We start from the raw sequence: 25,493 nt of genomic DNA, 5'->3' as shown, positions 1-25,493 counted from the left end.
CGGTCGGGGTGGGCGTGGCCGGGGCCGTCGGTGCGGGTGGGCGGCCGGGGGCCGTCGGTGCGGGTGGGCGGCCGGGAGCCGTCAGTGCTGGTGGTCGTGCCCGCCGGCGGCGGGGGTGCGGACCGGGACCTGCTCGCCCAGCTCGTCGTAGGCCTGGGCCACGACGTCACCGGCGGCGAGGCGGGTGCGCTCCACGCCGGTCTCGGCCACGCGCGCGGCGCGGATGCCGACCTTGGTGGCGCCCACGGCGACGCGGCGCAGCGCGGCGGGCCCACGCCCGTCCCCGAGGGCCTTGACGAGCCCGGCGGAGACCGCGGCCGTGGCGAGGAGATGGCCGAGGGGAGCGACGACGGGGACCACGGGAACCTCCAGGGTGGTGCGGAGCGGTGCTGTGCACCACCAGGGTCGCACCCCGGTGGGGCCGGTGTGGCGCGGTCGCGCGGGCCGCCGACCGGCCGGACGGGTGGCCTGCACCACACGTGGGACCGTGCGTGACGGCCGGCCGACGGGGCGCCACGGGAGCCGTCCCCGCGCGGTGTGCGGGCCCCTCAGCCCGCGGTGGGCGCCGGGCCGGGGGCGGTGCCGCCCGCGGCGGGCTCCTCCAGCTCCAGGGTCCGCACCGACGCCGCGATGAGCAGCGGCAGCGCCAGCATGGCCCCCACCGCGGGCACGGTCGTGCCGGAGTCGTTGACGGCGAACCCGATGGCGAACAGCACCAGCAGCGCGGTGCAGCCGGGCCGCAGCGCCGGGTGCCGGTCGTAGGCGCGCTGCAGCGCGCGCACGCCGAGCGCGGAGGGGCGCATCAGCACGAACGCCACGAACGCCGCCGCGAACGGCAGCACCAGCGTCAGCGTCGAGCCGACGAGGATGGAGAGGTTCTGCAGGGCCTTGCGCTGCACGACCTGCCAGGCCCCGCCGTCGAGGACGGTCTGCACGAAGCGGCCCAGGTGGGTGCGGTCCTCGGCGGGCCCCAGCCAGTCCACGACGGAGATCAGGGTCAGGACGAGCACGGTGCCCGCGCCGATCGCCACCGCCCGCGCCCAGGACACCCGCACCCCCGCCACGAGCAGCGCGAGCAGCGCGAAGGCGGGCAGGATCGCGGGCGGCCCGCCGAAGTCGCTGCCCACGACCCCGTCGACGTAGGTCGCGACGACGCCGAGCACGGCGACGGCGAGCACGGCCGCCCGGCGCCGCCCGTCCCGCAGCAGCCGGTCGGCCAGGGCCGTGGTGAGCAGCAGGGAGCCGGTGGCGAACAGGGCGAACTGGGTGTTGCCGAGGCCGTAGAAGCGGCCCGCGACGACGGGCTGCAGGCCGATGAGGCTGGAGGTGCTGAGCCGCGTGCCCGTCGCCACGTCCACCGCGAGCAGGACCGCGGTGGCGGCGCCGACGACGGCCACCGGCCCGAGGGGGTCCCGGCGCCAGGGCCCGGCCAGCGCCAGCGCCGAGAGCCCGGTGACGAACAGGGCCACGGCTGCCGACACCGCCACCAGGTGGGCCGCGGTGCCGTCGCCGGCGCGCCACCACGGCAGGAGGTTGGCGAGGAACGTCGCGGCGGGCACGGTGCCGCACACCACGGCGACCCGCCGCATCCACGCCAGCACCCGCCGGCGCCCGAGCCGGCCCCCCCAGCGGCGGCGCACCACGAGGGTCGCGGCGGCGTACAACACGATCTGCGCGGTGACCAGGGCGGTGAAGAACGGCGGCACCAGGGGCTGGACGGCCTGCGCCGCGAGGTCGAGGTCGAGGACCTTGCGCAGGCGCCCGGCGGAGCTCTGCGGTGAGCCCGGCTGCGGGTTCACGGGGGAGCCCACGAGGGTGCGGGTCAGCTCCGGCGCGGCCTGCGCCCAGTCCGGCCCCAGGGTGAGGGCGAGCAGGGTGGGCGTCAGGTCGGTGGTCTGGACGATGCCGTCCTGGCGGGTGGAGCGGCTGCCCAGCAGCGCCTCGGCGTAGCCGCCCTGCGGTGCCGGCCCGGTGGCGGCGGCGAACTGCAGGTGGGCGGTGCGGCCGGCGTCGGCGAGGGAGACGGTGAGCACCGTGGCGCCGGGGGCCTGCTCGCGGACGGCGTCGAGCACCGCGCCCACCCGGGCGTCGACGGCGGCGACCTGCTCGGCGAGGGACGCGGCCGGGGGCTCCTCGTCCCGGGGCAGGTCGGCGGGGTCGCGCACCACGCCGGCGTCGACGACGAGCAGGCGGGTGCCAGCGGCCAGCTCGGCGCGCACGGCCCCGGCGAGCGCGTCGGGGGTGGTGGCGGCGGGGCCGGGACCGGTGACGTCGGGGGTGAGGCCGGTGGGGTCGGCCAGCGCGAGGGCCGCCCCGGGGCCGAGGGCGGCCGCGGCGACCTCCCCGCGCTGCAGGACCTGGCCGAGCAGGCCCGGCTGCGCGCTGAAGGTGCCGGCCGCGGCGATCCGCCGGTACTCCGGCACGTCGGGCTGGTACCCGTTCACGGCGGGGACGACGTCGGCGCAGGGGGCGGTGCGGTGCCCGGCGGAGTCGCCGGCGAAGCCGGTGGCGCGGCGCCCGGCGGACAGGCCCAGCCAGCCGTCGACGGGGCAGGCGGCGGTGAAGACGCTGCGGACGGCGACCGTGCCGATGGCGCCGCCGGGCACGAGGCCGTGCAGGGCGGGGGTGCGGCGGGCGTCGACGTCGGCCCAGCGCACGCCCGCGAAGCCGACGAGGACGACGGGCCGGTCCGCGGGCGCGGCGGCGGCGGGCGGCAGGGCGCCGGGCAGCAGGGCGGTGGGCAGGAGCACGGCGAGGAGGGCCAGCGCGGCCGTCAGCAGGCGGGCGAGCGGCGCGGGCGGTCGCGAGGGCACGCAGTCAGGCTAGGTGGCGCCCCGCGCGGCGCCGGGCCGCGGAGCGGCGGTGGCGGGGTGGGTGCTGTCGAGGTCTCGAGGAGAATCCCGCGGTGACCAGGACACGAGGGACCGGGACGGGCGCCGCCGCGGCGGGTGCCACCGCGGCGCGCGGGCGCTGGCTGTGGGCGGGGCTGCTGCTGTTCCTCCTGGCGGCCGCGCCGGTGGTGCACCACTACCTCGTCGCCTACCCCGAGGACCAGTGGCAGGTGGACCTGGAGGTGTACCGGGAGGCGGGCCGCAGCCTCCTGACGGGCCGGCCGGTGTACGCCTACGAGACGGAGGTGCCGCAGCTGCTGCCCTTCACGTACCCGACGTTCTCGGCGGTGCTGGCGGTGCCGCTGGCGCTGGTGCCGTTCGGGGTGCTCGGGTGGCTGTGGACGGCGCTGCAGCTGGCGCTGCTGTGGTTCACGGTGGGCATCGCGTTCCGGCCGCTGCTGGCGCGGGCGGGGGAGCGCGCCGCGCTGGCGCAGGGCGCGGTGTGCGCGGTCGCCGTGTGGTTCTCCCCGGTGGGGGAGGGCATCCGGTTCGGGCAGGTGAACGCCCTGCTCATCGGGCTGTGCCTGCTGGACGTGGCGCGCGGGCGGGTGGGGCGCCTGTCGTGGCCGCGCGGTGTGCTGGTGGGCGTCGCGGTGGCGATCAAGCTGACGCCGGGGGTGTTCCTGGTGCACTTCGCGGTGACGCGGCAGTGGCGGGAGCTGCGCAACGCGGTGGCCGCGGCGGCGGGTGTCACCCTCGCCACGTTCCTGCTGGCGCCGGAGGCGTCGCTGACGTTCTGGACGGACGCGCTGTTCTCCTCGGAGCGGCTGGGCCCGAACGCGGGGTCCTCGAACCAGTCGCTGCGGGGGATGGTGCTGCGCCTGTACCTGTCGCCGGGGGCGACGCAGGCGGTGTGGCTGGTGCTCGTGGCGGTGGCGGCCGTGCTGGGGTTCGCGGTGGCGCGGCGGATGTACCTGGAGGGCTCGCGGGTGGGGGAGGTCGCCGCGTGCGGGCTGGTGGCGGTGCTGGTCTCGCCGGTGTCGTGGCTGCACCACGTGCACTGGGGGGTGGTGGCGCTGGGGGCGCTGGTGGGTGCGGGGCTGGTGCGCCGCCGGGTGGTCGTGGCGGCGGTGGGGGCGGTCCTGCTGTGGTGCCCGTGGCCGTGGTGGGGGGCGAACCTCGTGGCGCGGCCGGAGGTGCCGGTGGTGCTGGCCCGGCTGGTGCAGAACGGGGACCTGCTGTGGACGGTGGCGGCGCTGTGGGCGATGCACCGGCTGGTGCGGGGCGAGCACAGAGATCACCAGGACCGAACGGTTTCGACCAATGCGTCACTGGGAGCACTCAGCTAGTGACTTTGCGTTTAAGTTGCGTGACGCTGGGGCACTAGGAGCCCGACGCCGAACCGAAGGGGTGATGAACGTGCCCGACCTGTCCCGACAGCTGCGGCCCACGAGCGACCAGTGGGAGTGGCAACTGCGCGGGGCCTGCCGCTCCGCGGACCCCGAGGTGTTCTTCCACCCCGAGCTGGAGCGCGGCGCCGCGCGCCAGCGCCGGGACGCCGAGGCCGTCGCGGTCTGCAACCGCTGCCCCGTTCTCGACGCGTGCCGCGAGCACGTCCTGAAGTACCGCGAGCCCTACGGGGTCTGGGGCGCACTCACCGAGGAGGACCGCGAGCGGATGTGGTCCGCGCGCCGCCGCGAGGAGCGCCTCACCCGCCGCGCCGGCTGACCGGCCCCCACCCCTCTCCGGGAAGGACCCCCTCCTTCGCCGCGGCTGCCACCGCGACGACGGAGAGGGTCCTTCCCGCGTTCCGGGCCCCGGTGCCGGGCGCGGCCCTCAGGGCAGCAGGTCGCGCGCCGCCGCCGTCGCCCGCGCCAGCACGTGCCGCTCCGGCACCCCCAGGGCCCGCGCCGCCGCCGCCACGTCCTCGAACTCCGGCTGTGCGGTGAGCACGCGCCCGTCCCGCTCGGCCAGCTTCACCCGCACCGGCTGCCCGTCCACCTCCACGCCCACCCAGCGCCGCGGCAGCGGGTGCTTGCGCACCGGCGCGGAGCGCAGCCCGATCGCGCTCGTCGAGCCCAGCACCACGTCCACCGCCGCCTCCACCGACGCCGGGTCCACCAGCACCCCCAGCGTGTGGGCGGGCCGGCCCTTCTTCATCAGCACCGGCGTCAGCCACGCGTCCGCCGCGCCCGCCGCCAGCAGCGCCGCCAGCACCCCCGGCCACAGCCTCGGGTCCAGGTCGTCGACGTTCGTCTCCAGCAGCACCGCGTCCTCGCCCGGGAGCAGCACCGCGTCCTCGCCCGGCGGGAGACGCCCGGCCGGCCCGCCCTGCGCCTCCCCCACGAGCAGGCGCAGCACGTTCGGCTGACCGGGCAGGTCCCGGCCCCCCGCGCCGCAGCCCTGCCGCGCCACGCGCATCGGCGGCTGCGGTCCCCACGCGTCCGCGTGCGCCGCGAGCAGCGCCGCGCCCGTCGGCGTCGTCAGCTCCACCTCCACCGGCCCGCCGTACGTGGGCGAGCCCAGCAGCAGCTCCACCACCGCGGGCCCCGGCACCGGCAGCCGCCCGTGCGCGGCGCGCACCGTCCCGCCGCCGAGGGCCACCGCCGAGACGTGCACCGCGTCCAGGCCCAGGTGCACGAACCCCGCGCAGGCCCCCACCACGTCGGCGACCGCGTCCAGCGCGCCCACCTCGTGGAAGTGCACCTCCTCCGGGCTCGTGCCGTGCACCCGCGCCTCCGCCGCCGCCAGCCGCGCGAACACCCCGTGCGCCCGCACCGCCACCGCCCCCGGCAGCGGCGCCGCCTCCAGCAGCGCCCGCACGTCCGCCCACGTGCGGTGCACGGGGGACTCCGCCGCCTCCACGTGCACGCGGGTCGCGGCCAGGCCCGCCCGCCGCACCTCCTCCGCGCGCAGGCGCACCGGCTCCGGCGCCACGGCGTCCACCGCCTGCGCCAGCACCTCCAGCGGCACCCCGCACGCCACGAGCGCGCCGAGCACCATGTCGCCGCTCGCCCCGGACGCGCAGTGCAGCCAGCCGATCACCGCCGCTCCCCCGGGGCGGTGCCCGCCGCCCGCGCCACCCGAGCCGCGTGCACGCCCGCGCCGAACCCGTTGTCCACGTTGACGACCACCACCCCCGGCGCGCAGGAGTTCAGCATCGCCAGCAGCGCCGCCAGCCCACCCGCGCCCGTGCCGTACCCGGTCGACGTCGGCACCGCCACCAGCGGAACCCCCACCAGGCCCCCGACGACGCTGGGCAGGGCGCCCTCCATCCCCGCCACCACCACCAGGCAGTCCGCGGCCGCCAGCTCCTCCCGCACCGCGAGCAGGCGGTGCAGCCCCGCCACGCCCACGTCGTCGATGCGCCGGACCCCCGCGCCGTGCACCCGCGCCGTCAGGGCGGCCTCCGCGGCGACGGGCCCGTCCGACGTGCCCGCCGCCACGACCAGCACCCGCCCCGCCGGCTCCGGCAGCGGTCCCAGCACCGCGGTGCGGGCGAGCGGGTCCACCACCGCGGCGGGCAGCTCCGCGCGCACCGCCTCCGCGGCGGCGGCCTCCAGCCGCGTGGCCAGCACCGCGCGGTCCGGGTGCGCGGCGGCCAGCGTCCCCAGCAGGTGCACCACCTGCCCCGGGGTCTTGCCCGGCCCGTACACCACCTCCGGGTCCCCGGTGCGCCGCGCGCGGTCGGTGTCCAGCCGGGCGAAGCCGAGGTCGTGCCCACCCGGCTCGCGCACGGGTCCGGAGGCCGGGTCGTCCACCACCCGCCGGACTCTAGACGGGCGGCGGGAGCGCGGGGTCGCTGGGCCGGACAGGTGCCGCGGCCCGCGCCGCTGCGCCGCGGGGGTGGGCTCGGGTGCGGCGGCAGGAGCCGACGTGGCACGCTCGACGGGCCGCGCAGCGCGGTGCTGCCGCGGACGGGAGGACGGGGAACCACGACGTGACCGAGAACTGGGTCCTGACACTGCTCCTGCCGGGCCTGGTCATCGCCGTCGACGTCGTCATCCGCACCGTCGCGGTCGCCGTGGTGCCCGTGAACCGGCGCCCGTCCTCCGCGATGGCCTGGCTGCTGGCCATCTTCTTCCTCCCCTACCTCGGGGCGCTGCTGTTCCTGTTCATCGGCGACCCCAAGCTGCCCAGGGGCCGGCGCCGCAAGCAGCGGGAGATCAACCGCCTCATCCTCGACGCCACGCGCGGCATGGACCTCGTCGCCGACGACCACCCGTGGCCGCCGTGGCTGCCGAGCATCGTGCAGCTCAACCGCAACCTCGGGTCCATGCCGCTCGTCGGCGGCAACCGCGCCGAGATCGTCGACGACTACGACGCCGCGATCCGGGCGATGGCCGACGAGGTCCGCTCCGCCCGGCGCTACGTGCACGCGGAGTTCTACATCCTCGCCCGCGACACCACGACGGAACCGTTCTTCGAGGCCCTCGCCGACGCGGTGCGCCGCGGCGTGGTGGTCCGCGTCCTGTTCGACCACATCGGGTCCCTGCGCATGCCCGGGTACCGCCGCACGATCCGCCACCTCGACGAGATCGGCGTGCAGTGGCGCCCGATGCTGCCCGTGCAGCTGCACCGGGGCCGCTACCAGCGACCGGACCTGCGCAACCACCGCAAGCTCCTCGTCGTCGACGCGGAGGTCGCCTGGGTCGGTTCCCAGAACATGGTCGACCGCAGCTACAACCACCGCGGCAACCGGCGCCGGGGCCTGCAGTGGCAGGACCTCATGGTGCGGATGGAGGGCCCGGTCGTCTCCGGTGTCGACGCCCTGTTCCTCACCGACTGGTACAGCGAGACCGACGAGCTCCTGGAGCAGGAGATCGAGCCGGTGACCCTGCCCGCCGGGCCCGCGTCGCTGCAGTGCCAGGTCGTGCCCAGCGGCCCGGGTTTCGAGGGGGAGAACAACCTCCGCCTCTTCAACGCCCTGCTGTACAGCGCGCAGCGGCGCATCTCCATCGTCAGCCCGTACTTCGTGCCCGACGAGTCGATGCTCTTCGCCATCACCACCGCGGCGCAGCGGGGCGTGGAGGTGGAGATGTACGTCTCCGAGATCGGGGACCAGGTCCTCGTGCACCACGCCCAGCGCTCGTACTACGAGGGCCTCCTGCGCGCCGGGGTGCGCATCTTCCGCTACCCCGCGCCGTACGTGCTGCACGACAAGCACCTCGTCATCGACGACGAGGTGGCGGTGGTGGGCTCCAGCAACATGGACATCCGCTCCTTCATCCTCGACCTGGAGGTGTCGGTGATGGTGTGCGGGCGGGCCTTCGTGGAGGACCTGCGCCGCATCAGCGACGGGTACCGCGCCCGCAGCACCGAGCTGTTCCTCAAGGAGTGGCTGCAGCGGCCCCGCCGCCACCAGCTGCTGGAGAACGTGGCCCGGCTGACGTCCGCGCTGCAGTGAGCCGGGCGCGGCCGGCCGCACCGGGCGCGCGCGGCCGGAACGCGGTGGACGCCGCGGTGCCGGTGCGGCGATGCTCGGGGCGTGGCACAGGAGACCGGGCACCAGCGGACCGGGCACCGGGAGACCGAGCACACCGTCCGCGCGGCACCGGGCGTGGAGCTGTGGGCCGCCGAGCGCGGTGACCCCGGCGCACCCGTGCTGCTGCTCGTCATGGGCGCCAACGCCAGCGCGGCGACGTGGCCGGAACCCCTCCTCGACGCCCTCGCCCGGCGGCACCGCGTGGTGCGCTACGACCACCGCGACACCGGCCGCTCCAGCCGCGTCCGCGAGCCCTACGCGATCCGGGACCTGGCCGCCGACGCCGTCGCGGTGCTCGACGCCCTGGGTGTCGAGCGCGCCCACGCGGTGGGCATGTCGATGGGCGGCACCCTCGTGCAGCTGCTGCTCCTGGACTTCCCCGACCGCCTGCGCAGCGCCACGGTCCTCGCCACCTCGGCGCTCGGGGCAGGTCTGGCGAACCCGGCCGGTCCGGGTGCCGACGGCCTGCCCGGGCCGGATCCCCGGCTCCTCGCGATGTGGGGGGAGCTGGGCGTCGAGCGGGACGAGGAGCAGGAGCTGGCCTGGCGCGTGGAGCACTGGCGCCTCCTGGACGGCGCCGGGCCGGGGTTCGACGCGGAGGAGTTCCGCGCCCTGGAGCGGCGGGTCGCGGAGCACGCCGGGACCTGGCGCTCCCCGTCCGCGCACGCCCTGGCGGACCCGTCGGGGCTGGACCGGGCGGCGGAGCTGGCGGGGGTGCGCGTCCCGGTGCTGGTCGTCGAGGCGCCGCTGGACCCGGTGAACCCGCCGCCGCACGCGCAGCACCTGGCCGCCGCGATCGGCTCGGCCCGCCTGGTGACCGTCCCCGGGATGGGGCACGCCCTGAGCGGCCGGGTCACCGGGCCCCTCGCGGACGCGGTCTGCGCCTTCACCGCGGAGGTGGACGGCGCCTGATCCGGCGGGCCGGGCGCCGGGTCAGGTGTCCTCCACGTCCCCGGCCGGGGTGGCGGCCCGCGCCACGGCCGCCGCGGCCAGCGCCGTGGTGAACGGCACCGCCAGCGCCAGCGCGGCACCCGCGACGGCGGTGCGCACCACCTCCTCGGCGATCGCCCCGGACGTGAGCACCTGCCCCAGCGGCCGGCCGTACAGGTGGATCAGCAGCAGCGTCGGCAGCGCCGCGCCCGCGTAGGCGAAGGCCACGGTGTAGACGGTGGAGGCGAGGTGGTCCCGCCCGACGCGCATCCCGCTGCGCACCAGCACCCCGAACGTCGCCCGCGGGTCGTGGGCGCGGACCTCCCACACCGCGGAGGCCTGCGTGATGGTCACGTCGTTGAGGCTGCCCAGCGCCGCGATGATGATCCCCGCCAGCACGAAGCCCCGCAGGTCCACCCCGCCCGCCAGCAGGGACACCGTGTACGAGTCCTCGTCGCCCAGGCCGCGCAGCTGCGTCGCCGACACCGCCGCGCCCGCCAGCAGCGCCGTCAGCGCCACCCCGGCGACGGTGCCGAGGTAGGCGGCCGTGGTGCGGGCCGAGACGCCGTGGGTCAGGTACAGCACGACGCACATCACGGCGGTGGCGGCGCTGAGCGCGACCACCGCGGGGGAGTGCCCCGCCAGCAGCGACGGCACCACGTACCCCAGCACCGCGGCCCCGCCGAGGCCGAGCCCGGCCAGCGCCGCCAGGCCCCGGCGGCCGGCGACGGCGACGGTCAGCAGCGCGAACACGCCGAGGACCACGCCCAGGGGCAGGCGGCGGTCGAAGTCCTCCCAGGCGTGGACGGCCGGCTGCCCGTCGGCGGCGGGGTAGAGGGCCAGGGTCACGGCGTCCCCGGCGCCCAGCCCGCCCCGCACGACGAGCCCGGGGACGGGGACCTCCACGGTGCCGCCCGCGCCGGGGCCGTCGGTGAGGCGGACGCGGGCCTGCGGGCAGTCCACGACGGCCGGCACCTCCCCGTCGGGGAGGCGGTCCTCCGTGGTGCCGGTGCACTGCTCCTGCCGCACCTGCTCCACCCGCCCGTGCACGAGCCGCTCCCCGACGTACGCCGTCGCGGCCTGCGCCCCCGCGCGCCCGCGGTCCTCGCCGGGCCAGGTGGCGACCACCCCGGCGGTGGCCGCCGCGACCAGCAGCACCACCAGGACCCCCAGCACCCAGCGCACACCCCGCGGCACCCGCAGCGCGGGCGGACCCTCCCCGTGACCGGCTCCCATGCACCGCATGATCCCGCCCGCGGCGCCGGACGTGCCCGTGCCGCGCCCCGGCGGGCCGCTCCGCCGGCCGTGGAACCCCGCGGACCGCGCCGCGGGTGCGGCTAGCCTCGTCCCCCGTGCCGACTCCCGCGACGCCCGCCCCCCTCCCCGACGAGCCCCTGCGGTACGCCTTCTTCGGCCCCGTCGGCACGTTCACCGAGGCGGCGCTGCGCACCGTCGTGCCGGTGGGGACCGCCCCCGCCGACCCCTACCCGAGCGTGGACGCCGTCATGGCGGCCGTCCGCTCCGGCGCCGCCGACGTGGGGGTCGTGCCCATCGAGAACTCCGTGGAGGGCGGGGTGTCCGCGACCCTCGACGGCCTCGCCGCCGGGGAGCCCCTCCTCGTCGTCGGGGAGGTCGTGCTGCCCGTCACGTTCGTCCTCGCCGCCCGGCCGGGCACCACGCTGGCCGGCGTGCGGACGGTGAGCACCCACTCCCACGGCTACGCGCAGGTCCGCCGCTGGCTGGAGGCGAACGTGCCGGGTGTGCGCTACCTGCCCGCCCTGTCCACCGCCGCCGCGGCCGCGGGCCTCGCGGACCTCGGCGTGGGGGAGGAACCCGCCTACGACGCGGCGGTGTGCGCGCCCATCGCCGCGGAGCGCTTCGGCCTGGACGTCCTCGCCGAGGACATCGGCGACACCCGGGGCGCCCAGACCCGCTTCGTGCTGCTCGGCCGGCCCTCGGCCGACGGCGCCCACCGCACGCTGCCCGCCCCGACCGGCGCGGACAAGACGTCGCTCGTGGCGTTCCTGCGCCACGACCACCCCGGCGCGCTGGTGGAGGTGCTGGAGCAGTTCGTGACCCGCGGGGTGAACCTCTCCCGCATCGAGTCCCGCCCCACCGGTGACGCCCTGGGCCGCTACTGCTTCTCCATCGACTGCGAGGGGCACGTCGCGGAGTCGCGCGTCGGGGAGGCCCTGATGGGGCTGCACCGCGTCTGCGAGGGCGTGCGGTTCCTCGGCAGCTACCCCCGCGCCGACGGCCGGGCGCCGTCCACCGGCCCCGGGCCGGTGGAGGAGTCCTTCGCCGCGGCGGAGGAGTGGCTGCGCCGGGTGCGGGCCGGCCGCTCCGGCTGAGCCGCCGCGCGACCGGGTCCGGCCGGGACGCCCTCACCCGAGGAGGTCGTCCAGGTGGGCGCAGGCGCGCAGCAGGGCCCGCGAGCGGGACGTGGTGCTCCGGTCGCGGGCGGCGAGCACGGAGGGGAGGTCGCCGCCGAGCCGCAGGTGCGGCACCAGCTCCCGCAGCGCCTCCACGCCGTGGCCCGCGAGCCGCAGCTGCTGCACGACCCGGGCGTCGCGCACCTGCGCGGGGCCGTAGCGGCGGTGGCCCCGCCCGTCGCGGCCGGGCGCGAGCAGTCCCGCGGCGTCCCAGTGCCGCAGCGTGGAGGTCCGCACGCCCAGCGCGCCGGCGAGCTCGGAGACGGTCATCGAGTCCTCCGGGCGCTCGTCGAGCACCGGCTCCGCGCCGATCGACGCCGCGGCCGACCGGGCGGCGGCGAGCAGGCGCCGCTCGGCGTCGAGGCGGGCGTGCGCGGCGTCGAGCAGGCCCAGCACCTCGGCGACCGGCCGGTCCCGGACGGCGCGCAGGACGTCCGCGGCCTCCGCGGGGCCGGCCGCCTCCGCCAGCGCCCGGTACGCCAGCGCGGACCGCACGTGCACCCCGGTGTGGACCCGGTAGCCGGACGGCGTGCGCCCCGCCGGCGGCAGCACGCCGGTGCGCTCCAGCCTGCGCACCTGCTGCACGGAACACCCGGCCAGGCGGGCCACGTCACCGGTCCGCACGACGGCCCGTGCAGGCTCGGCGCGGCCGGGGAGCACGGCGGAGCGGTGCAACCCTCCACGAGCGCGTGAAGCCCACACTCGAAGCATGGACGAGGAGGAGCTCATCGGGTACGTCAGGTCGCTGGGGGACGTCGTGGTCCAGCGCCCCACCGCGGGGGACGGCAGCCCGCCGATCGCGTGGGGGGACACGTTCTTCTGGTTCTCCCCCGACGGCCGGCTACCCGGCGCCGGGCAGCCGTTCGCCACGGTCGTGACCAAGGACTACCCCGGCGAGCCCGCCTGCGGCCTGGACGCCCCGGGGATCTACCGGGTCAACGTCCACGCCGGCGCGGAGGCCTTCGCGGCGCACTGCGGCCACGGCCCGCGGGAGGCGCCCCCGGCCGGGACCGACCCCTGCCGGCGGGACGTCGTGCTGCCGCACCCGGCATACGCACGGCTCGGGTGGGTCTGCGTGGTGAACCCCGCGGAGCGGTCGGCGGCCGCGACGCGGGACCTGCTCGCCACCGCGCACCGGCTGGCGCGGCTGCGCCACGAGGGGCGCGCCGCGCGCTGAGACCCGCCGCGCGCGGGGCCCTCTCAGGCCGGCGGCGGCCCGGGCAGCCGCACCAGCAGCGCCCCCGGGTCCACCTGCGCCACGAGGCGGCGCGCCCCGCCGACCGGGTCGCCGTCCACCTGCGCCTCCGTGGGGGAGGCGCTGACCACCTGGAGGCGGCGGCAGCGCAGGTGCTCCACCCGCGGGTGCCCGCGCCGCGCCCCGGTCACCACCCGCCACGTCACCGCGGCCCACGAGACGATCCCCCGCGGGGAGAGCACCACCGCGTCCAGCCAGCCGTCGTCCACCCGGGCCTCGGGCATCAGCGTGATCCCGCCCAGCAGCCGCCCGCAGTTGCCGACGATCACGGCGCGCATGCGCCGGGTCTTCGGCAGCCGCCCGTCCACCTGGATGCGGATCTTCGTCTGCGGGCCCCGCAGCGCCCGCAGGCCCGACAGCACGTAGGCGGCGGGGCCGATGCGGGCCTTGAGGTCCTCCTCCGCCCCCGCCATGACCGCCGCGTCGAAACCCATCCCGGCCATCACGAGGAACACCTCCTCGTCGGGGTCGCGGTCGCGGCCGCTGCGGTCCACCAGCAGCCGCCCCACGTCGATCGGGTGGTCCCCGCCGGTGAACGTGATCTCCAGCGCCCTCGTCAGGTCCGCGAAGGGCAGCTCGAGGTTGCGGGCCAGCAGGTTGCCCGTGCCCGCCGGCAGCAGCCCCAGCGGCACCCCCGAGCCGGCCAGCACCCCGCCCACCGCGCGCACCGTGCCGTCACCCCCGCAGGCCAGGACGATCTCCACCCCCGCCGCCAGGGCGGTGCGGGTCTGCCCGCGGCCGGTGTCCTCGGCGGTCGTCTCCAGCCACAGCGGCGGCTCCCACCCGCGCGCGGCGAAGGCGGCCTCGAAGTCCGTGCGCAGGGCGTCGAGGCCGAGGGGGAACTTCGTGGGGTTCACGACGACCGCGGCCTGCCGCCGCGGCCCGGGCGGCGGCGGCGGCAGGGGCAGCGGGGAGGGCCGCGGGGGGCGCGGGCGCGCGTCGGCCACGCCCACCAGCAGCACCACCGCCGCGAGGACGAGGAGGCCGAGGAGCGTCAGGTCCGCACCAGGGCCGACTGCGATCACGACGACGACGGTACCGGCGTGGCAGGGGTGCGCCCGGCGGAGGCCGTGGCCCGCGGCAGCCGGGCCACGGCGTCGGGGTCGCCGGGGCCGCCGGAACCCGACTGCCGCGGAGCCGGCCGCTCGGTAGGGTCGTCGCGTGATCGACCTGCGCCTGCTGAGGGACAACCCGGACGCCGTCCGCGCCAGCCAGCGCGCCCGCGGCGAGGACGAGGCCGTCGTGGACGCGGTGCTCGCCGCGGACGTGCGCCGCCGGGAGTCCATCGCCGAGTTCGAGCGGCTGCGGGCGGAGCAGAAGTCCCGCGGCAAGGACGTCGCGAGGGCGAAGGGCGAGGAGAAGCAGGCCCTGCTGGCGGAGGTGAAGGAGCTCTCCGAGCGGGTCAAGGCCGCGCAGGCCGCCTCCGACGCGGCGGGCACGGAGTTCGAGCAGCTCCTGCGCACCGTCCCGAACGTCGTGGAGGACGGTGTCCCCGCCGGCGGCGAGGACGACTACGTGGTGCTGCGCGAGGTGGGCGACCGGCCGCCGCTGCCGGAGGGCCTGGAGCGCTGGCGCGACCACCTGGAGCTGGGCGAGTCCCTCGGCGCGATCGACATGGCCCGCGGCGCGAAGGTCAGCGGCTCGCGGTTCTACTTCCTCACCGGCGTCGGCGCCCGCCTGGAGCTGGCGCTGCTGAACCTCGCCGTCGCACGCGCCGTGGCCGCCGGGTTCACCCCGATGATCACCCCGACGCTGGTGAAACCGGAGGTCATGGCCGGCACCGGGTTCCTCGGCGCGCACGCCGAGGAGATCTACCGCCTGGAGGCCGACGACCTGTACCTGACGGGCACGTCGGAGGTCGCGCTCGCCGGGTACCACGCCGAGGAGATCCTCGACCTGTCCGCGGGTCCCCGGCGCTACGCCGGCTGGTCGGCCTGCTACCGCCGCGAGGCCGGCTCCTACGGCAAGGACACCCGCGGCATCATCCGCGTGCACCAGTTCCACAAGGTGGAGATGTTCTCCTTCTGCCGCGCCGAGGACGCCGCCGCCGAGCACGGCCGGCTGCTGGCGTGGGAGGAGGAGATGCTCGCCGCGATCGAGGTGCCGTACCGGGTCATCGACACCGCGGCGGGGGACCTCGGCTCGTCCGCGGCGCGCAAGTACGACTGCGAGGCGTGGATCCCGTCGCAGGAGGCGTACCGGGAGCTGTCGTCGACGTCGAACTGCACGACGTTCCAGGCGCGCCGGCTGAACGTCCGCGAGCGCGTGACCGGTGAAGACGGCACCGCGGCGGGAACCCGGCCGGTGGCGACGCTCAACGGGACCCTGGCCACGACGCGCTGGCTGGTGGCGGTCCTGGAGAACCACCAGCAGCCGGACGGGTCGGTGCGGGTCCCGCAGGCGCTGCGGCCGTTCCTCGGCCTGGACGTGCTGACGCCCGCAGGCTGAGGCCGCGGGGCCGGGGCCTCGGGCGGAGGCCCCGGGCGGAGGCCCCGGGGCCGGGGCCCCGGGGCCGGGGCCGGCGCTCGGCCCCCCTGTCCGCTGCGCCTTACCCCGCCCATCTCCGGGTTCGGGCGTGATGAGTGGGCCCTAAGCCCGCCCATCTCCGGGTTTGCGCGCGCACCGGGCACTCCCACCCCGCCCTTCTCCAGGTTTGGGCGGGAACCGAGCACTCCCTGCTCGCCCATCTCCGGGTTCGCGCGGTCAGGCGGTGGTGGCGGCGAGGGATCCACAGGGCTCCGGGGGCGTGGTTCGTCCACGGGGGCGCTGCCGTCGCGACACGTGCGCGCCGTCCGGGATCGACCCTGCGCTGTGCACACCTACCTGATCGACGAACTGCCCCGGCTCTTCCGCGGCGCCGACGCCGTCGCCCACGGGGCGCTGACCAGGTCCCAGCTGCGCAGCTCGGCGGTGCAGCGGGTCGTCCGAGGCGTCTACGCGCGCCCCGGCACCTCGCTGACCCACGAGCTGCGCTGTGAGGCCATCGGCCTGCTGCTGCCCCCGGCGGCGATGATCACCGGGCGCTCCGCTGCGACGGTCCTCGGGGTCCCGCTGGCACGCCGGGACGACCCGGTGGAGGTCCTCGTCCCCGAGGGCACCTCCCGCGAGCTGCCCACGGGGATCACGGCGAGGCGGGCGACGCGGGTGCCGCGGGGCGAGCCGTGGTCGACGACGTGCCTCGCCCCGTCGCTGCGCATGGCGTTCGACCTGACGTCCCGTGCCCCGCTGCCGGATGCGGTCGCCTCCCTCGATGCCGTCGTGCGGGCCGGGTTGGTGGACGTGCAGGCCCTGCGGCGGTACCTCGACGCGCTGCGGGACCCGGGTGTCCGGTGGGCTCGCCGTGCGGCCGAGCTGTGCGACCCGAGGGCCGAGTCGCGGCCGGAGTCGGTCCTGCGAGTGGTGTGCGTGCTCGCGGGGATCCCCGTCACACCGCAGGTCGTCGTCCGGAACGGCGGCAGGGTCGTCGCCCGGGTGGATCTCGGGGTGGTGGGACGGCGGGTGGCGATCGAGTACGACGGCGGCTGGCACGCGCTGCGGGAGCAGTTGGAGGTCGACCGGCGCCGGCTGGGCGAGCTGCGGGAGGCGGGGTGGGAGGTCGTGCACGTCACGTCCTCGATGCTGTCGAACTTGGAGGAGGTCGTGGCCTCGGTCCGCAGCGCCGTGCGCCGGGCGGCAGGCTGACCGACGCGACCGGGTCCGCGCCCAAACCCGGAGATGGGCGGGAATGGGAGGCTCCTCTCCCGCCGAAATCCGGAGATGAGCGGGAATGGGAGGCTCACCTCCCGCCGAAACCCGGAGATGGGCGGGAATGGGAGGTCCACCTTCCGCCCAGACCTGGAGATGGGCGGGGTGGGGTGGCGGGTCCGCGCCAGGACCCGGAGGAGGGCGGGCTCCGGTGCGCCCGGACCCGCCCTCCTCCGGGTGCAGCCGTCGTGCGTCAGCCCGCCGCGCAGCTCACCGCGGGTCGGGCGGTGGAGTTGCCGTTGTGCATGACGGTGAACCCGAAGGTGTTGCCGCTGCCGTTGGGCCGCACGGTCATCACGTAGCCGGAGCTGTCCCAGCTCGCGGTGCCGTTCCAGACGGAGGACACCTTCTGCGGGGAGGTGAGCCGCACGGTGGCGACCCAGGAGTTCGTGCCGCTGACCGTGACGGAGCCGTTGTACCGGTCCCCGTACGTCGCCGAGGTGGTGTACGCCGCGGAGCAGGTGCCCGCCGTCGGGCCGGGCGACGTGGTGGGCGTCGGGCTCGGCACAGAGTCCGGTGCCACGGCGCGACCCGTGGAGGGGGAGATCATCCCGGCGCACAGGCCGCGGGTGCCGAGGTTCCGGACGATCTGGGGGATGGCGTCGACGGTGGTGCGGTAGCCGTCGTGCAGGAGCATGACCTGCCCGGCGGTGAGGCGGTCGGCGGCGGCGACGATCTGGGCGGTGCCCGCGCCGTTCCAGTCCTGGGAGTCGACGTCCCACAGGACCTCGCGCAGGCCGTGCTGCTGCTCCACCGACCTCAGCGTCGCGTTGGTCGCCCCGTACGGCGGGCGGAACAGCTTCGGTGCGGGCGCGCCGGCGTTCTGGATCGCCGTCTGGGTGCGGGAGATCTCCGACGCCATCTGCGAGGAGCTGAGCCTCGTCATGTCCGGGTGGGTGTAGCTGTGGTTCCCGACCCACATCCCGGCGCCGACCTGCGCGCGCACGAGGGAGGGGTTGGCCGCGGCGTTCTGCCCGGTGTTGAACAGGGTGGCGCGGGCGCCGGCGCTGCGCAGCGCGGTGAGCAGCGCGTCGGTGCTGCCGGCGATGGGCCCGTCGTCGAAGGTGAGGGCGACGTACCCGGTGCACGTCGCGGCCGCCGCGGGGGTGGCCGCGTCGGGGACGGCGGCGGGGAGGACGACGCCCGCCGCCAGCGCGCCGGCCGCGGCGAGGACGGTGGCCCTGCGCACGGCCGGTCGACGGCGGACCCTTGCCCTGAACTGTTCGAACACGTCTGCTCCTTCGCAGGGGCGTGGCCGGGGCACCGGGCCACGGGGGACGGCCGGGACGGGGCCGCTCGTCGTCGAGGTCCGCGGGCCCGGCGGTGCCGCGGGTGCGGCACAGGGGAACCCTGTCCTTTCCGGAAGATTTCCGCAATAGTTCCGGCCGCGGCGGTGCTGTCAGGAGCCCGGGCGTCCGTAGCGCTGCGCGAGCCAGCGACCCAGGCCGGCGAGGCGGTCGGCCAGCTCGGGGGGTTCGAGCACGTCGAAGTCCACGTTGCGCTGCACCAGCCAGCGGGCGGCCCAGTCCAGGTCGTCGGTGCCGAGGGTGAGGACGCACTCGTCGTCGCCGTCGTCCTCCACGCGCCCCACCGTGGCGGGCACGAGCCGCCGGGCCAGGTCCCCGGAGGTGAACAGCCGCACCCGGACCCGGTGGCGCCACGGGCCCTGCGCCAGCGTCTCCGTGACGAACGCCGGGGCGTCCCGCGGTGGCGGCGGGACCGGGAACCGGGTGCCCAGCGGGAGCGCGCCGCCGATCCGGTCCAGGGCGTGCACCCGCCAGGACGGCTCCCCGCGCGTGCACGCCACGAGGTACCAGCGGCCGGCGGTGAGGACGAGGCGGTGCGGTTGCACGTCGCGGGCCCCGCCGGCGCCTGTCCCTTGCCGGCGGGTGCGCAGGCGGACCGCCTCGCCCGCGCGGCAGGCGAGCGCGAGCGTCACGAGGACGTCCGGGTCGGCGGCGCGCGGGTCCCCGCCCTCGGTCCCCGCGGCCGGCGTCTCGGTGGCGGCCAGCGCCTCCAGGCGGGGGCGCAGCCGCCGGGGCAGCCCTCCCGTGAGCTTGGCGAGCGCCGTGACGGCGGCGGGCCCGAGGTCCGCCACCCCGGTCGTCGCGCGCAGGCCCACGGCGACGGCCAGCGCCTCGTCGGCGTCCAGCACCAGCGGCGGCACGGCCGAGCCGGCCGCGAGGGTGTACCCGCCGGAGCGGCCCGGCTCGGAGTCGATCCGGTAGCCGAGGTCCCGCAGGTGCGCGACGTCGCGGCGGGCGGTGCGCTCGGTGACGCCGAGGCGCCGCGCCAGCTCCCCGGCGGTGGTGCCGGGGCGGGCCTGGAGGACGGCCAGGACCTCCAGCCGCCGTCCCGTCGCGCTGCTCACCCGGGCAAGTCTCCCCGCGAACCCGGACAGGAACGGACCGGGTTCGCCGCTAGCGTGCGGGCATGGACACGATCACGAGACTCCGCCCTGAGGGACTCGTCCGCAGTCCCGCCTTCAGCCACGTCACCGTCGTCCCGCCCGGCGCGACGACGATCCACGTCGGCGGGCAGGACGCCGTCGACGCCACCGGCGCCCTCGTCGGCGGGGACGACGTCGCCGCCCAGACGGCGCGGGTGGTGGAGAACCTCCGCACCGCCCTGGCCGCCGCCGGCGCCGGCCTCGCCGACGTCGTCACCTGGAACGTCCTCGTCGTCGACGGCGTCGACCTCGGCGCCGCGTACGCCGTGGTCGCCCGCGCGCTCGACCCGGACACCGACCCGCCCCTCGTCACCGTCGCCCGCGTGGCCGGCCTGGCCCTGCCCGGTGCGCTCGTCGAGGTCTCCGCCGTCGCGGCGGTGCTCCGGTGAGCCGGGACGGCGGGGGTGTCGACGTGAGCCGGGACGGCGGGGGTGCCGCCGCTCCCGTGGGTCTCACCCAGGACGCCGGCTGGCAGATCGGTGTCTCGAGGACCGTGGACCACCCCGTCGAGGAGGTGTGGGGTTTCCTCACCTCCCCCGCCGGCCGCGCGGTGTGGCTCGGGCACGGCGTGGACGTCCTCGACGGCAGGGGCCGGGCGTACCGGACCGCGGACGGCACGGCCGGGGAGGTCCGCAGCCTGCACGACCACGACCGCATCCGCCTGACGTGGCGGCCGGAGGGCTGGGACCACGACAGCACCGTGCAGGTGACGGTGCGCGCGGCCGGTGCGGGCCGGACCGTCCTGCGCTTCCACCAGGACCGCCTCGCCGACGCCGCCGAGCGCGCCCGGCAGCGGGCCCACTGGCGGGCGGTGCTGGGGTCGGTGGTCGCGGCCCTGGACGCGGCCGCACCGGGCTGACGGGTCCGGACCCGCCCGGCGCTCGGGCCCTGCACCCGGGCGGCCGGGGAGGGCGACGTTCCACCGACACCGCCGACGGGCGTGCCGCCGCGGGGTTCCCGCCGCGGCACGCCCGTCGGGTCGTGCGGGTGGTCCGGCTCAGCCGCCGTGCGCGGCGCGCAGCCGCTCCAGCTCCGCCTTCGTCACCGGCAGCACCGTGCCGTGCCGGGGGGAGGCGGGGAGCTGGTAGTCCTGCGCGAGGCTCCACCGGCCGGAGGCGAGGTCGGTGGTCTCGAACGGGACGTACCCGCGGCCGCCGAACTCGTCGATGAACAGGTACCACTTCTCCTCGGTGTTCGACCTGAACACCGTCGGTCCCTCGCCGCGGTCGATGCCCGGGTTCGCCGGGGTGGTCTTCCCGATGCACTCGGAGACGAGGTCCCACGAGGTGTCCAGCAGGTCGGTGGACCTCTCCTGCACGAGGAACTTGCCGCAGGGAGCGCCGGGGCCGGCGTTCCGCTCGTCCTTGGTGATGCGGTGGTAGGTGCCGTCGTGCTCGATCACGGTGGAGTCGATGACGGAGTAGCCGGGGTCGTTCCACACCTTCGCCGGGGAGAACGTCCGGAAGTCCCGCGTGGTGGCGTACATCATCCGGTTGTGCGTGCTGCCGGTGTGCCCCGGGTCGTCCTCGGCGTAGAGCTTCGACGCCCAGAACACGACGTACGCCCCGAGCCCCGCGTCCCAGTACGCCTCCGGTGCCCACGTGTTGCCCGCGGTCTCCGGGGAGACGAGGACGTGGCGCTGCTCGGACCAGTTCACGAGGTCCGTGGACTCCCACACCTCGACGTACCTGCTGCCGGTGCGCTGGGAGGCGTCCCAGTTCCCGTTGCCGTTGATCTTCAGGTCGGTGGCGACGAGGAAGAACCTGTCGCCCTCGGGGGAGCGGATCAGGAACGGGTCGCGCACGCCCCGGTCCCCGAACTCCGAGGTGAGGACGGGCCTGCCGCCGCCCAGCTCGTCCCAGCGCAGCGCGTCGTTGCCGCGGCTGGCGGCGAAGTACACCTGCTCGCCGGTGGCGGTGCCCTCGCCGGTGAAGTAGGCGAACGCGTAGCCCTCCAGCGGCTCCTTCCGCGGCGAGGGCAGGACGGTGACGCGGAACGTGCGCTTGGTCTTCGTCCTGCCCAGGCTGACGAACGCGTGCAGGTTGGTGCGCGCCCGCTCCTGCCCGGCGGCGGGCCGGGTCACCTCGCCGGTGGGGGTGACGAGGCGGTGGTCGCCGGACTCCCAGCGCACGCTCGTGCCGTGCAGGCCGGTGGTGGGCAGGGTGAGGTTGCCGCGCACGGCGTCGGCGTCCCACACCACCAGGGCCGCGGCGGCCTCGGCGACCTTCTGCTCGTCGCTGATGTCCTGCGGAACCGTCACGGGAAAGCTCCTCGTCGCCGATTCCCGCCCGATCGCGGCGGTCGCCGTCAGCGTGATGGTCGCGTCGCCCGCCCCGTGCGGCGGCCGGGTCACGACGCCCGCGGTGGAGACCACGGACGGGCTGCTGGAGGTCCAGGTGAGGCGGGTCCCGTTCGCGCCCGCGACCGGCAGGGTCAGGTTCGCGGTCGCGGTGCCCGGCAGGCCGAGCGCGGCGAGGTCCCCGGACACCCGCTCGGCGTCGGTCAGCGGGCCGAGCCCGCGCACCTCGTCCGCGGTCAGGGCGCGGTCGTAGATGCGGAAGTCGCGGACCTGGCCCTTCAGGTACCGGTCGCCGGTGTAGTTGGAGCGGCCGATGTGGTTGCGGGTGGTGCGCCCGCCGCCGATCGCCCCCGGGGTGGTGGTGACGCCGGTGCGGCGCGCCACCTCGACGCCGTCCTCGTAGAGCACGGCGGTGCCGCCGGCGAGGGTGTACGTCAGGGTCTTCCAGGTGCCCCGCGCCAGGTCCCGCCCGGCGCTGACGGTCTGCTCGGTGGACCAGTTCCCGGTGGCGATGGAGGTGCGGTAGGCGTTCCCGGTGGTGAACAGGTAGCCGTCGCCGTACCAGTCGGTGGTGTTGCCCAGGCCCCACACGAAGTACGGCCCCGCCTGGTCGGGGGCGATCCACACCTCGGTGGAGACGGTGACGGCGCCCAGGCCGCGCAGCACGTCGTCCGGCAGCTTCACGTGGTCGTCGACGCCGTCCAGGCGCAGCCCGTCGGCGCCGAGGCGCGCCGCGCCGCCCGCGACGGTGCCGTGGCGGCCGTTGCCGGAGGTGTCCTGCACGGCCGTGCCGCCGGTCTCCTCCAGCTCGTACTCCAGCACCAGGCCGGCGTCGAGGGCGGTCGCCGCGGTGGCGGCCGTCGTCCCGGCCGCGCTCGCGGGGGCGGGGGCGGTGAGGGACGTGGCGACGAGCGCGGCGAGGACGAGGCCGGGGGCGGCGCGCCGGGGACGGGATGTGGCGGTCATGGAGGCTCGCAAGGGGAGGAGGGTCACGGCGGTGGGACCTGCCCGGGCGCGGCGGAACCGGCACGCGCGGCGTGCGGCGGAGCGTCCGCGCTCCCGGGTGTTAACGCAAACATCAGCAGACGGGACCGGGGGTGTCAACCGTCCGGCGCCCCGGCCGCACGCCCGGCGCGAAGCCGCACCGGCCGCTCGTTAGGGTCGGACGGTGACCCTCCCGCGGTTCGTCGCCCTCGACCTCGACGGCACCGTCCTCGACCACGACGAGCGGCTCTCCGACCGGGTGCGCGAGGCCGTGCAGGCGCTGGCGGCCACCGACACCCACGTCGTCGTCGCCACCGGCCGCTCCCTGCACGGCGCCCTGCCCGTCCTGGACCGCCTCGCCCTGCTGCGCGGGTACGCCGTCTGCAGCAACGGCGCGGTGACCGTCCGACTGGACCCGGCGCAGGAGAAGGGCTACGAGGTGGTGTCCCTGCGGACCTTCGACCCCACCACCGCGCTGGAGCTGCTGCGCGAGCACCTGCCGCACGCCCTGTACGCCGTGGAGGTCCTCGGCCGCGGCTACAAGGTCACCGCCCCCTTCCCCGACGGGGAGCTGACCGGCGAGGTGCAGGTCGTGCCGTTCGAGCAGCTGTGGGCCGAGCCCGCCATGCGCGTCGTCGTCCGCAGCCCCGAGCACACCCCCCAGCAGTTCCTCGAGATCGTCGACCGCGTCGGCCTGCACGGCGTGGCGTACTCGGTGGGCTGGACCGCCTGGCTGGACCTCGCGCCCGACGGGGTCACCAAGGCCAGCGCCCTCGACGCGGTGCGCTCCTGGCTCCACGTCGACAGGGCGGACACCATGGCCGTCGGCGACGGGCGCAACGACATCGAGATGCTCACCTGGGCCGCGCGCGGTGTCGCCATGGGCAACGCGCCCGAGGAGGTGCGGGCCGCCGCCGGCGAGGTCTGCGGAGACGTCCTCGACGACGGCCTCGCCGAGGTCCTGGAGGAGCTGCTGGAGCGGGCCCGGGGCGCGGCGTGAGCACCCCCGTGGCCGCCTCCGACGCCGAGCGGGCCCTCGCCGGGCGGCTGCGCGTCGTCGCCACCGACATCGACGGCACGATCGTGCCGCACCACGCGGGCGTCTCCGAGCGCACCCTGGCGGCGTTCCGGGCGTGCGGCGAGGCCGGCGTGCGGGTCGTCTTCGTCACCGGCCGGCCCCCGCGCTGGCTCGTCCCGGTCGCCGAGCAGGCCGGGCTGACCGGGCAGGCCGTCTGCGCCAACGGCGCCGTGGTCTACGACCTCGCCACCCGCGCGGTGCTGCGGCTGCACCCCCTCGCCCCCGAGGTCGTCCTGGAGATCGCCGGGCGGCTGCGACCGGTGCTGCCCGGGGTCGGGCTGGCGGTGGAGACCACCCTCGGTTTCCGCCGCGAGCCCGGCTACGTCACCACGTTCGACACCGGCGCCGAGCGGGAGGTCGCGGAGCTGCCCGTCCTGCTGAAGGACTGCGCGCCGGTCGTGAAGGTGCTCGCCAAGTGCCCCGGCACCAGCAGCGACGAGATGCTGCGGCGGGCCCGGGAGGTGCTGGGGGGGCTGGCGAACGTCACGCACTCCAACGCCGCCGCCTCCCTCGTGGAGATCATGGCGCTGGGCGTGAGCAAGGCGTCCACCCTCGCGGAGGTGGTGCGCGACCTCGGGGCGGACGCCACCGGTGTCGCGGCGTTCGGGGACATGCCGAACGACCTGGAGATGCTCGCGTGGGCGGGGCGCGGCTACGCGATGGCCGACGGGCACCCGGACGCGCTGGCGGCCGCCGACGACGTCGCGCCGGACTGCGCCGCCGACGGCGTGGCGCAGGTGGTGGAGCGGCTGCTCAGCTTGCGCGAGCGCTGATGCGCCCCACCACCGCCACCGTCACGGGCACCCCGTCGACGGAGGACGGCACGTCGGGCAGGTCGTGGCCGGAGACCACGTTCACCTTCACCGCGTACCGGTCGCCGCCGCGGGTGATCCCGACGCCGTTGACGCGCGAGTCACCGGCCAGCATGTCCCGCACGTGGGCTTTCGCCGCCCTGGCGGCGGATCTGCCGAAGGGGTCGTCGGGGGAAGGGCTCACAGCACCAGTGTGGCACCCAGGCTGTCGAGCACAAGGCCGATCGGGTTGCAGAACGTCAGGCCGGTGCCGTCCTCCCCGCCCGTCTCGCTGCCCGCGAACAGCAGCCCGACGGCCTCGCGGGTGTCCGGCCGGTACACCAGCGACCCCGAGTCCCCGCCCGCGGAGAACGCCCCACCGGTGCCCGTGACCTCGATCTGGCCGTCGAAGACGATCGGCCCCACCGGGTACTCCACGGCCACGTCGTCCAGCTCGATCGCCGTGATGCGCCCCGAGGTGCGCCCCGTGGTGCGCCCGACCTTCTCCACCTCCACCTCGTCGTCCGGCTCGCACCAGCCGGTCAGCCGGCCCACCGGGTACGACGGGTCGATCGCCTCGTCGTCCGCGCCCCGCACGCCCTCCAGCAGCGCCACCGCCGCGTCGACCGCCCCGCCGCTGCTCAGCGGCACCGCGTGGGTCAGGATCCCCACCCGGTCGCCCGCGTCGCCGCCGTCGTGCGGGCCGGGCTGCAGCACCGGGTCCCGCAGCGCCGCGCGGTCGGAGTCCGCGAGGACGTGGTTGTTGGACAGCGCGTAGACCCCCGGCGTGCCCGCGAGCGTCACGAAGGCGCCCAGCGTGCCGGCGGTGACGTCGCGGTGGGCGAAGGAGAGCCCCGGGTGCAGGGGGCGGGTGCGCTGCTGCATGGCGCCCGCCGTCCAGGTGCGGCCCTCCACCGGGGCGGTCAGGGCGCGCACGACACCCACGTGCCGCACGTCCACCTCGTCGGCCGCGCTGGTGCCGGCGAGCTCGCGGGCGCGGTGCAGCAGCGCCTCCCCGCGCGGCCCCGCGTAGCGGACGGCGACGCCGTAGCGGGGGCTCCCGTCGGGCCGGTGGCCCAGGACGCTGATCCCCACGGCGGCCGTGCCGGGCTCCCGGAGGGCGTAGGGGGTGGCCTCGGGGGAGGTCGCCTCCCGCAGCCGCTGCTTGAGCTCGCGGGCCGAGTCGATGTGCATGCGCCCCTCCGGGAGTGCGGA

The 25,493-nt window shown here is 76.8% G+C and carries 24 protein-coding genes; 12 read left to right on the top strand and 12 right to left on the bottom strand.

Features of this window, described 5'->3' with window-relative positions:
• Positions 1–81 precede the first annotated feature (81 nt).
• Positions 82–360 (bottom strand): DUF1490 family protein, encoded by a 279-nt coding sequence (locus ACYQBY_RS12845; RefSeq protein ID WP_459644240.1) that lies wholly within the window; start codon positions 358–360, stop codon positions 82–84.
• Positions 361–548: 188 nt separating this feature from the next.
• The gene (locus tag ACYQBY_RS12840; protein ID WP_459644239.1) at positions 549–2,813 is read right to left on the bottom strand and encodes a hypothetical protein; all 2,265 of its coding nucleotides are present in this window, start codon (positions 2,811–2,813) and stop codon (positions 549–551) included.
• 92 nt (positions 2,814–2,905) lie between these two features.
• Here ACYQBY_RS12840 and ACYQBY_RS12835 point away from each other — a divergent pair, with 92 nt between their 5' ends.
• Together ACYQBY_RS12835 and ACYQBY_RS12830 are read left to right on the top strand one after the other, a co-directional pair.
• On the top strand, positions 2,906–4,180 hold the full coding sequence (locus ACYQBY_RS12835) for a glycosyltransferase 87 family protein (RefSeq protein WP_459644238.1): 1,275 nt from the start codon (positions 2,906–2,908) through the stop codon (positions 4,178–4,180).
• A 70-nt stretch (positions 4,181–4,250) separates the two neighbouring features.
• Complete coding sequence (locus tag ACYQBY_RS12830) at positions 4,251–4,559, top strand: WhiB family transcriptional regulator (protein WP_459644237.1); 309 nt, start codon at positions 4,251–4,253, stop codon at positions 4,557–4,559.
• Between the two features lie 108 nt (positions 4,560–4,667).
• On the opposite strand, the gene larC is transcribed toward ACYQBY_RS12830, so the two are convergent.
• Both larC and larB read right to left on the bottom strand, forming a co-directional pair.
• On the bottom strand, positions 4,668–5,876 hold the full coding sequence (gene larC / locus ACYQBY_RS12825; protein WP_459644236.1) for a nickel pincer cofactor biosynthesis protein LarC: 1,209 nt from the start codon (positions 5,874–5,876) through the stop codon (positions 4,668–4,670).
• On the bottom strand, positions 5,873–6,592 hold the full coding sequence (larB, locus tag ACYQBY_RS12820) for a nickel pincer cofactor biosynthesis protein LarB (protein WP_459644398.1): 720 nt from the start codon (positions 6,590–6,592) through the stop codon (positions 5,873–5,875). The genes larC and larB overlap by 4 nt, the downstream gene beginning before the upstream one ends.
• Positions 6,593–6,771: 179 nt before the next feature.
• Between larB and cls the strand changes: the two genes are divergently transcribed.
• Together cls and ACYQBY_RS12810 are read left to right on the top strand one after the other, a co-directional pair.
• Positions 6,772–8,238, top strand: coding sequence for a cardiolipin synthase (cls, locus tag ACYQBY_RS12815; protein WP_459644235.1), 1,467 nt, complete (start codon positions 6,772–6,774; stop codon positions 8,236–8,238).
• An 81-nt stretch (positions 8,239–8,319) separates the two neighbouring features.
• Entirely contained in the window at positions 8,320–9,228 is a 909-nt protein-coding gene (locus ACYQBY_RS12810; RefSeq protein ID WP_459644234.1) for an alpha/beta fold hydrolase, read from the top strand.
• Between the two features lie 21 nt (positions 9,229–9,249).
• On the opposite strand, the gene ACYQBY_RS12805 is transcribed toward ACYQBY_RS12810, so the two are convergent.
• Complete coding sequence (locus ACYQBY_RS12805; RefSeq protein ID WP_459644233.1) at positions 9,250–10,482, bottom strand: YibE/F family protein; 1,233 nt, start codon at positions 10,480–10,482, stop codon at positions 9,250–9,252.
• Between the two features lie 116 nt (positions 10,483–10,598).
• Between ACYQBY_RS12805 and pheA the strand changes: the two genes are divergently transcribed.
• A complete protein-coding gene (pheA, locus tag ACYQBY_RS12800; protein ID WP_459644232.1) occupies positions 10,599–11,597 on the top strand; it encodes a prephenate dehydratase in 999 nt (332 codons plus the stop codon).
• Between the two features lie 33 nt (positions 11,598–11,630).
• Here pheA and ACYQBY_RS12795 read toward each other — a convergent pair whose 3' ends face one another.
• Complete coding sequence (locus tag ACYQBY_RS12795) at positions 11,631–12,302, bottom strand: MerR family transcriptional regulator (RefSeq protein WP_459644231.1); 672 nt, start codon at positions 12,300–12,302, stop codon at positions 11,631–11,633.
• A gap of 85 nt (positions 12,303–12,387) precedes the next feature.
• Between ACYQBY_RS12795 and ACYQBY_RS12790 the strand changes: the two genes are divergently transcribed.
• The gene (locus tag ACYQBY_RS12790) at positions 12,388–12,855 is read left to right on the top strand and encodes a DUF6194 family protein (protein ID WP_459644230.1); all 468 of its coding nucleotides are present in this window, start codon (positions 12,388–12,390) and stop codon (positions 12,853–12,855) included.
• Positions 12,856–12,878: 23 nt separating this feature from the next.
• Here ACYQBY_RS12790 and ACYQBY_RS12785 read toward each other — a convergent pair whose 3' ends face one another.
• Positions 12,879–13,958: a diacylglycerol/lipid kinase family protein gene (locus ACYQBY_RS12785; protein ID WP_459644229.1), complete on the bottom strand. Its 1,080-nt coding sequence runs from the start codon at positions 13,956–13,958 to the stop codon at positions 12,879–12,881.
• A 136-nt stretch (positions 13,959–14,094) separates the two neighbouring features.
• Here ACYQBY_RS12785 and serS point away from each other — a divergent pair, with 136 nt between their 5' ends.
• On the top strand, positions 14,095–15,381 hold the full coding sequence (gene serS, locus ACYQBY_RS12780; protein WP_459644228.1) for a serine--tRNA ligase: 1,287 nt from the start codon (positions 14,095–14,097) through the stop codon (positions 15,379–15,381).
• A gap of 363 nt (positions 15,382–15,744) precedes the next feature.
• Positions 15,745–16,614 (top strand): endonuclease domain-containing protein, encoded by an 870-nt coding sequence (locus tag ACYQBY_RS12775; RefSeq protein ID WP_459644227.1) that lies wholly within the window; start codon positions 15,745–15,747, stop codon positions 16,612–16,614.
• 256 nt (positions 16,615–16,870) lie between these two features.
• Here the strand turns inward: ACYQBY_RS12775 and ACYQBY_RS12770 are convergent, their stop codons facing one another.
• On the bottom strand, positions 16,871–17,908 hold the full coding sequence (locus tag ACYQBY_RS12770) for a polysaccharide deacetylase family protein (protein ID WP_459644226.1): 1,038 nt from the start codon (positions 17,906–17,908) through the stop codon (positions 16,871–16,873).
• 168 nt (positions 17,909–18,076) lie between these two features.
• Positions 18,077–19,048 carry a helix-turn-helix transcriptional regulator gene (locus ACYQBY_RS12765; protein ID WP_459644225.1) on the bottom strand — a complete coding sequence of 324 codons (972 nt, stop codon included), beginning with the start codon at positions 19,046–19,048 and terminating at the stop codon, positions 18,077–18,079.
• 62 nt (positions 19,049–19,110) lie between these two features.
• On the opposite strand from ACYQBY_RS12765, the gene ACYQBY_RS12760 reads away from it, so the two are divergent.
• Positions 19,111–19,515, top strand: coding sequence for a RidA family protein (locus tag ACYQBY_RS12760; RefSeq protein WP_459644224.1), 405 nt, complete (start codon positions 19,111–19,113; stop codon positions 19,513–19,515).
• A gap of 23 nt (positions 19,516–19,538) precedes the next feature.
• Positions 19,539–19,985, top strand: a complete 447-nt coding sequence (locus tag ACYQBY_RS12755; RefSeq protein WP_459644223.1) for an SRPBCC family protein — start codon at positions 19,539–19,541, stop codon at positions 19,983–19,985.
• A gap of 138 nt (positions 19,986–20,123) precedes the next feature.
• On the opposite strand, the gene ACYQBY_RS12750 is transcribed toward ACYQBY_RS12755, so the two are convergent.
• Complete coding sequence (locus tag ACYQBY_RS12750; protein ID WP_459644222.1) at positions 20,124–22,391, bottom strand: immunoglobulin-like domain-containing protein; 2,268 nt, start codon at positions 22,389–22,391, stop codon at positions 20,124–20,126.
• A 202-nt stretch (positions 22,392–22,593) separates the two neighbouring features.
• Here ACYQBY_RS12750 and ACYQBY_RS12745 point away from each other — a divergent pair, with 202 nt between their 5' ends.
• Positions 22,594–23,409 carry an HAD family hydrolase gene (locus tag ACYQBY_RS12745; protein ID WP_459644221.1) on the top strand — a complete coding sequence of 272 codons (816 nt, stop codon included), beginning with the start codon at positions 22,594–22,596 and terminating at the stop codon, positions 23,407–23,409.
• Complete coding sequence (locus tag ACYQBY_RS12740) at positions 23,406–24,260, top strand: HAD family hydrolase (RefSeq protein ID WP_459644220.1); 855 nt, start codon at positions 23,406–23,408, stop codon at positions 24,258–24,260. Before ACYQBY_RS12745 ends, ACYQBY_RS12740 begins: the two co-directional genes overlap by 4 nt.
• Here the strand turns inward: ACYQBY_RS12740 and ACYQBY_RS12735 are convergent.
• Together ACYQBY_RS12735 and ACYQBY_RS12730 are read right to left on the bottom strand one after the other, a co-directional pair.
• Positions 24,241–24,483: a hypothetical protein gene (locus ACYQBY_RS12735; protein ID WP_459644219.1), complete on the bottom strand. Its 243-nt coding sequence runs from the start codon at positions 24,481–24,483 to the stop codon at positions 24,241–24,243. The genes ACYQBY_RS12740 and ACYQBY_RS12735 overlap by 20 nt on opposite strands.
• Positions 24,480–25,472, bottom strand: coding sequence for a chymotrypsin family serine protease (locus ACYQBY_RS12730; protein WP_459644218.1), 993 nt, complete (start codon positions 25,470–25,472; stop codon positions 24,480–24,482). The genes ACYQBY_RS12735 and ACYQBY_RS12730 overlap by 4 nt, the downstream gene beginning before the upstream one ends.
• Positions 25,473–25,493 lie beyond the last annotated feature (21 nt).

The organism is Kineococcus anabasis, assembly GCF_054590795.1.
Note: the sequence above shows the minus strand (reverse complement) of the source record. Positions and strands in the feature narration are given on the sequence as shown.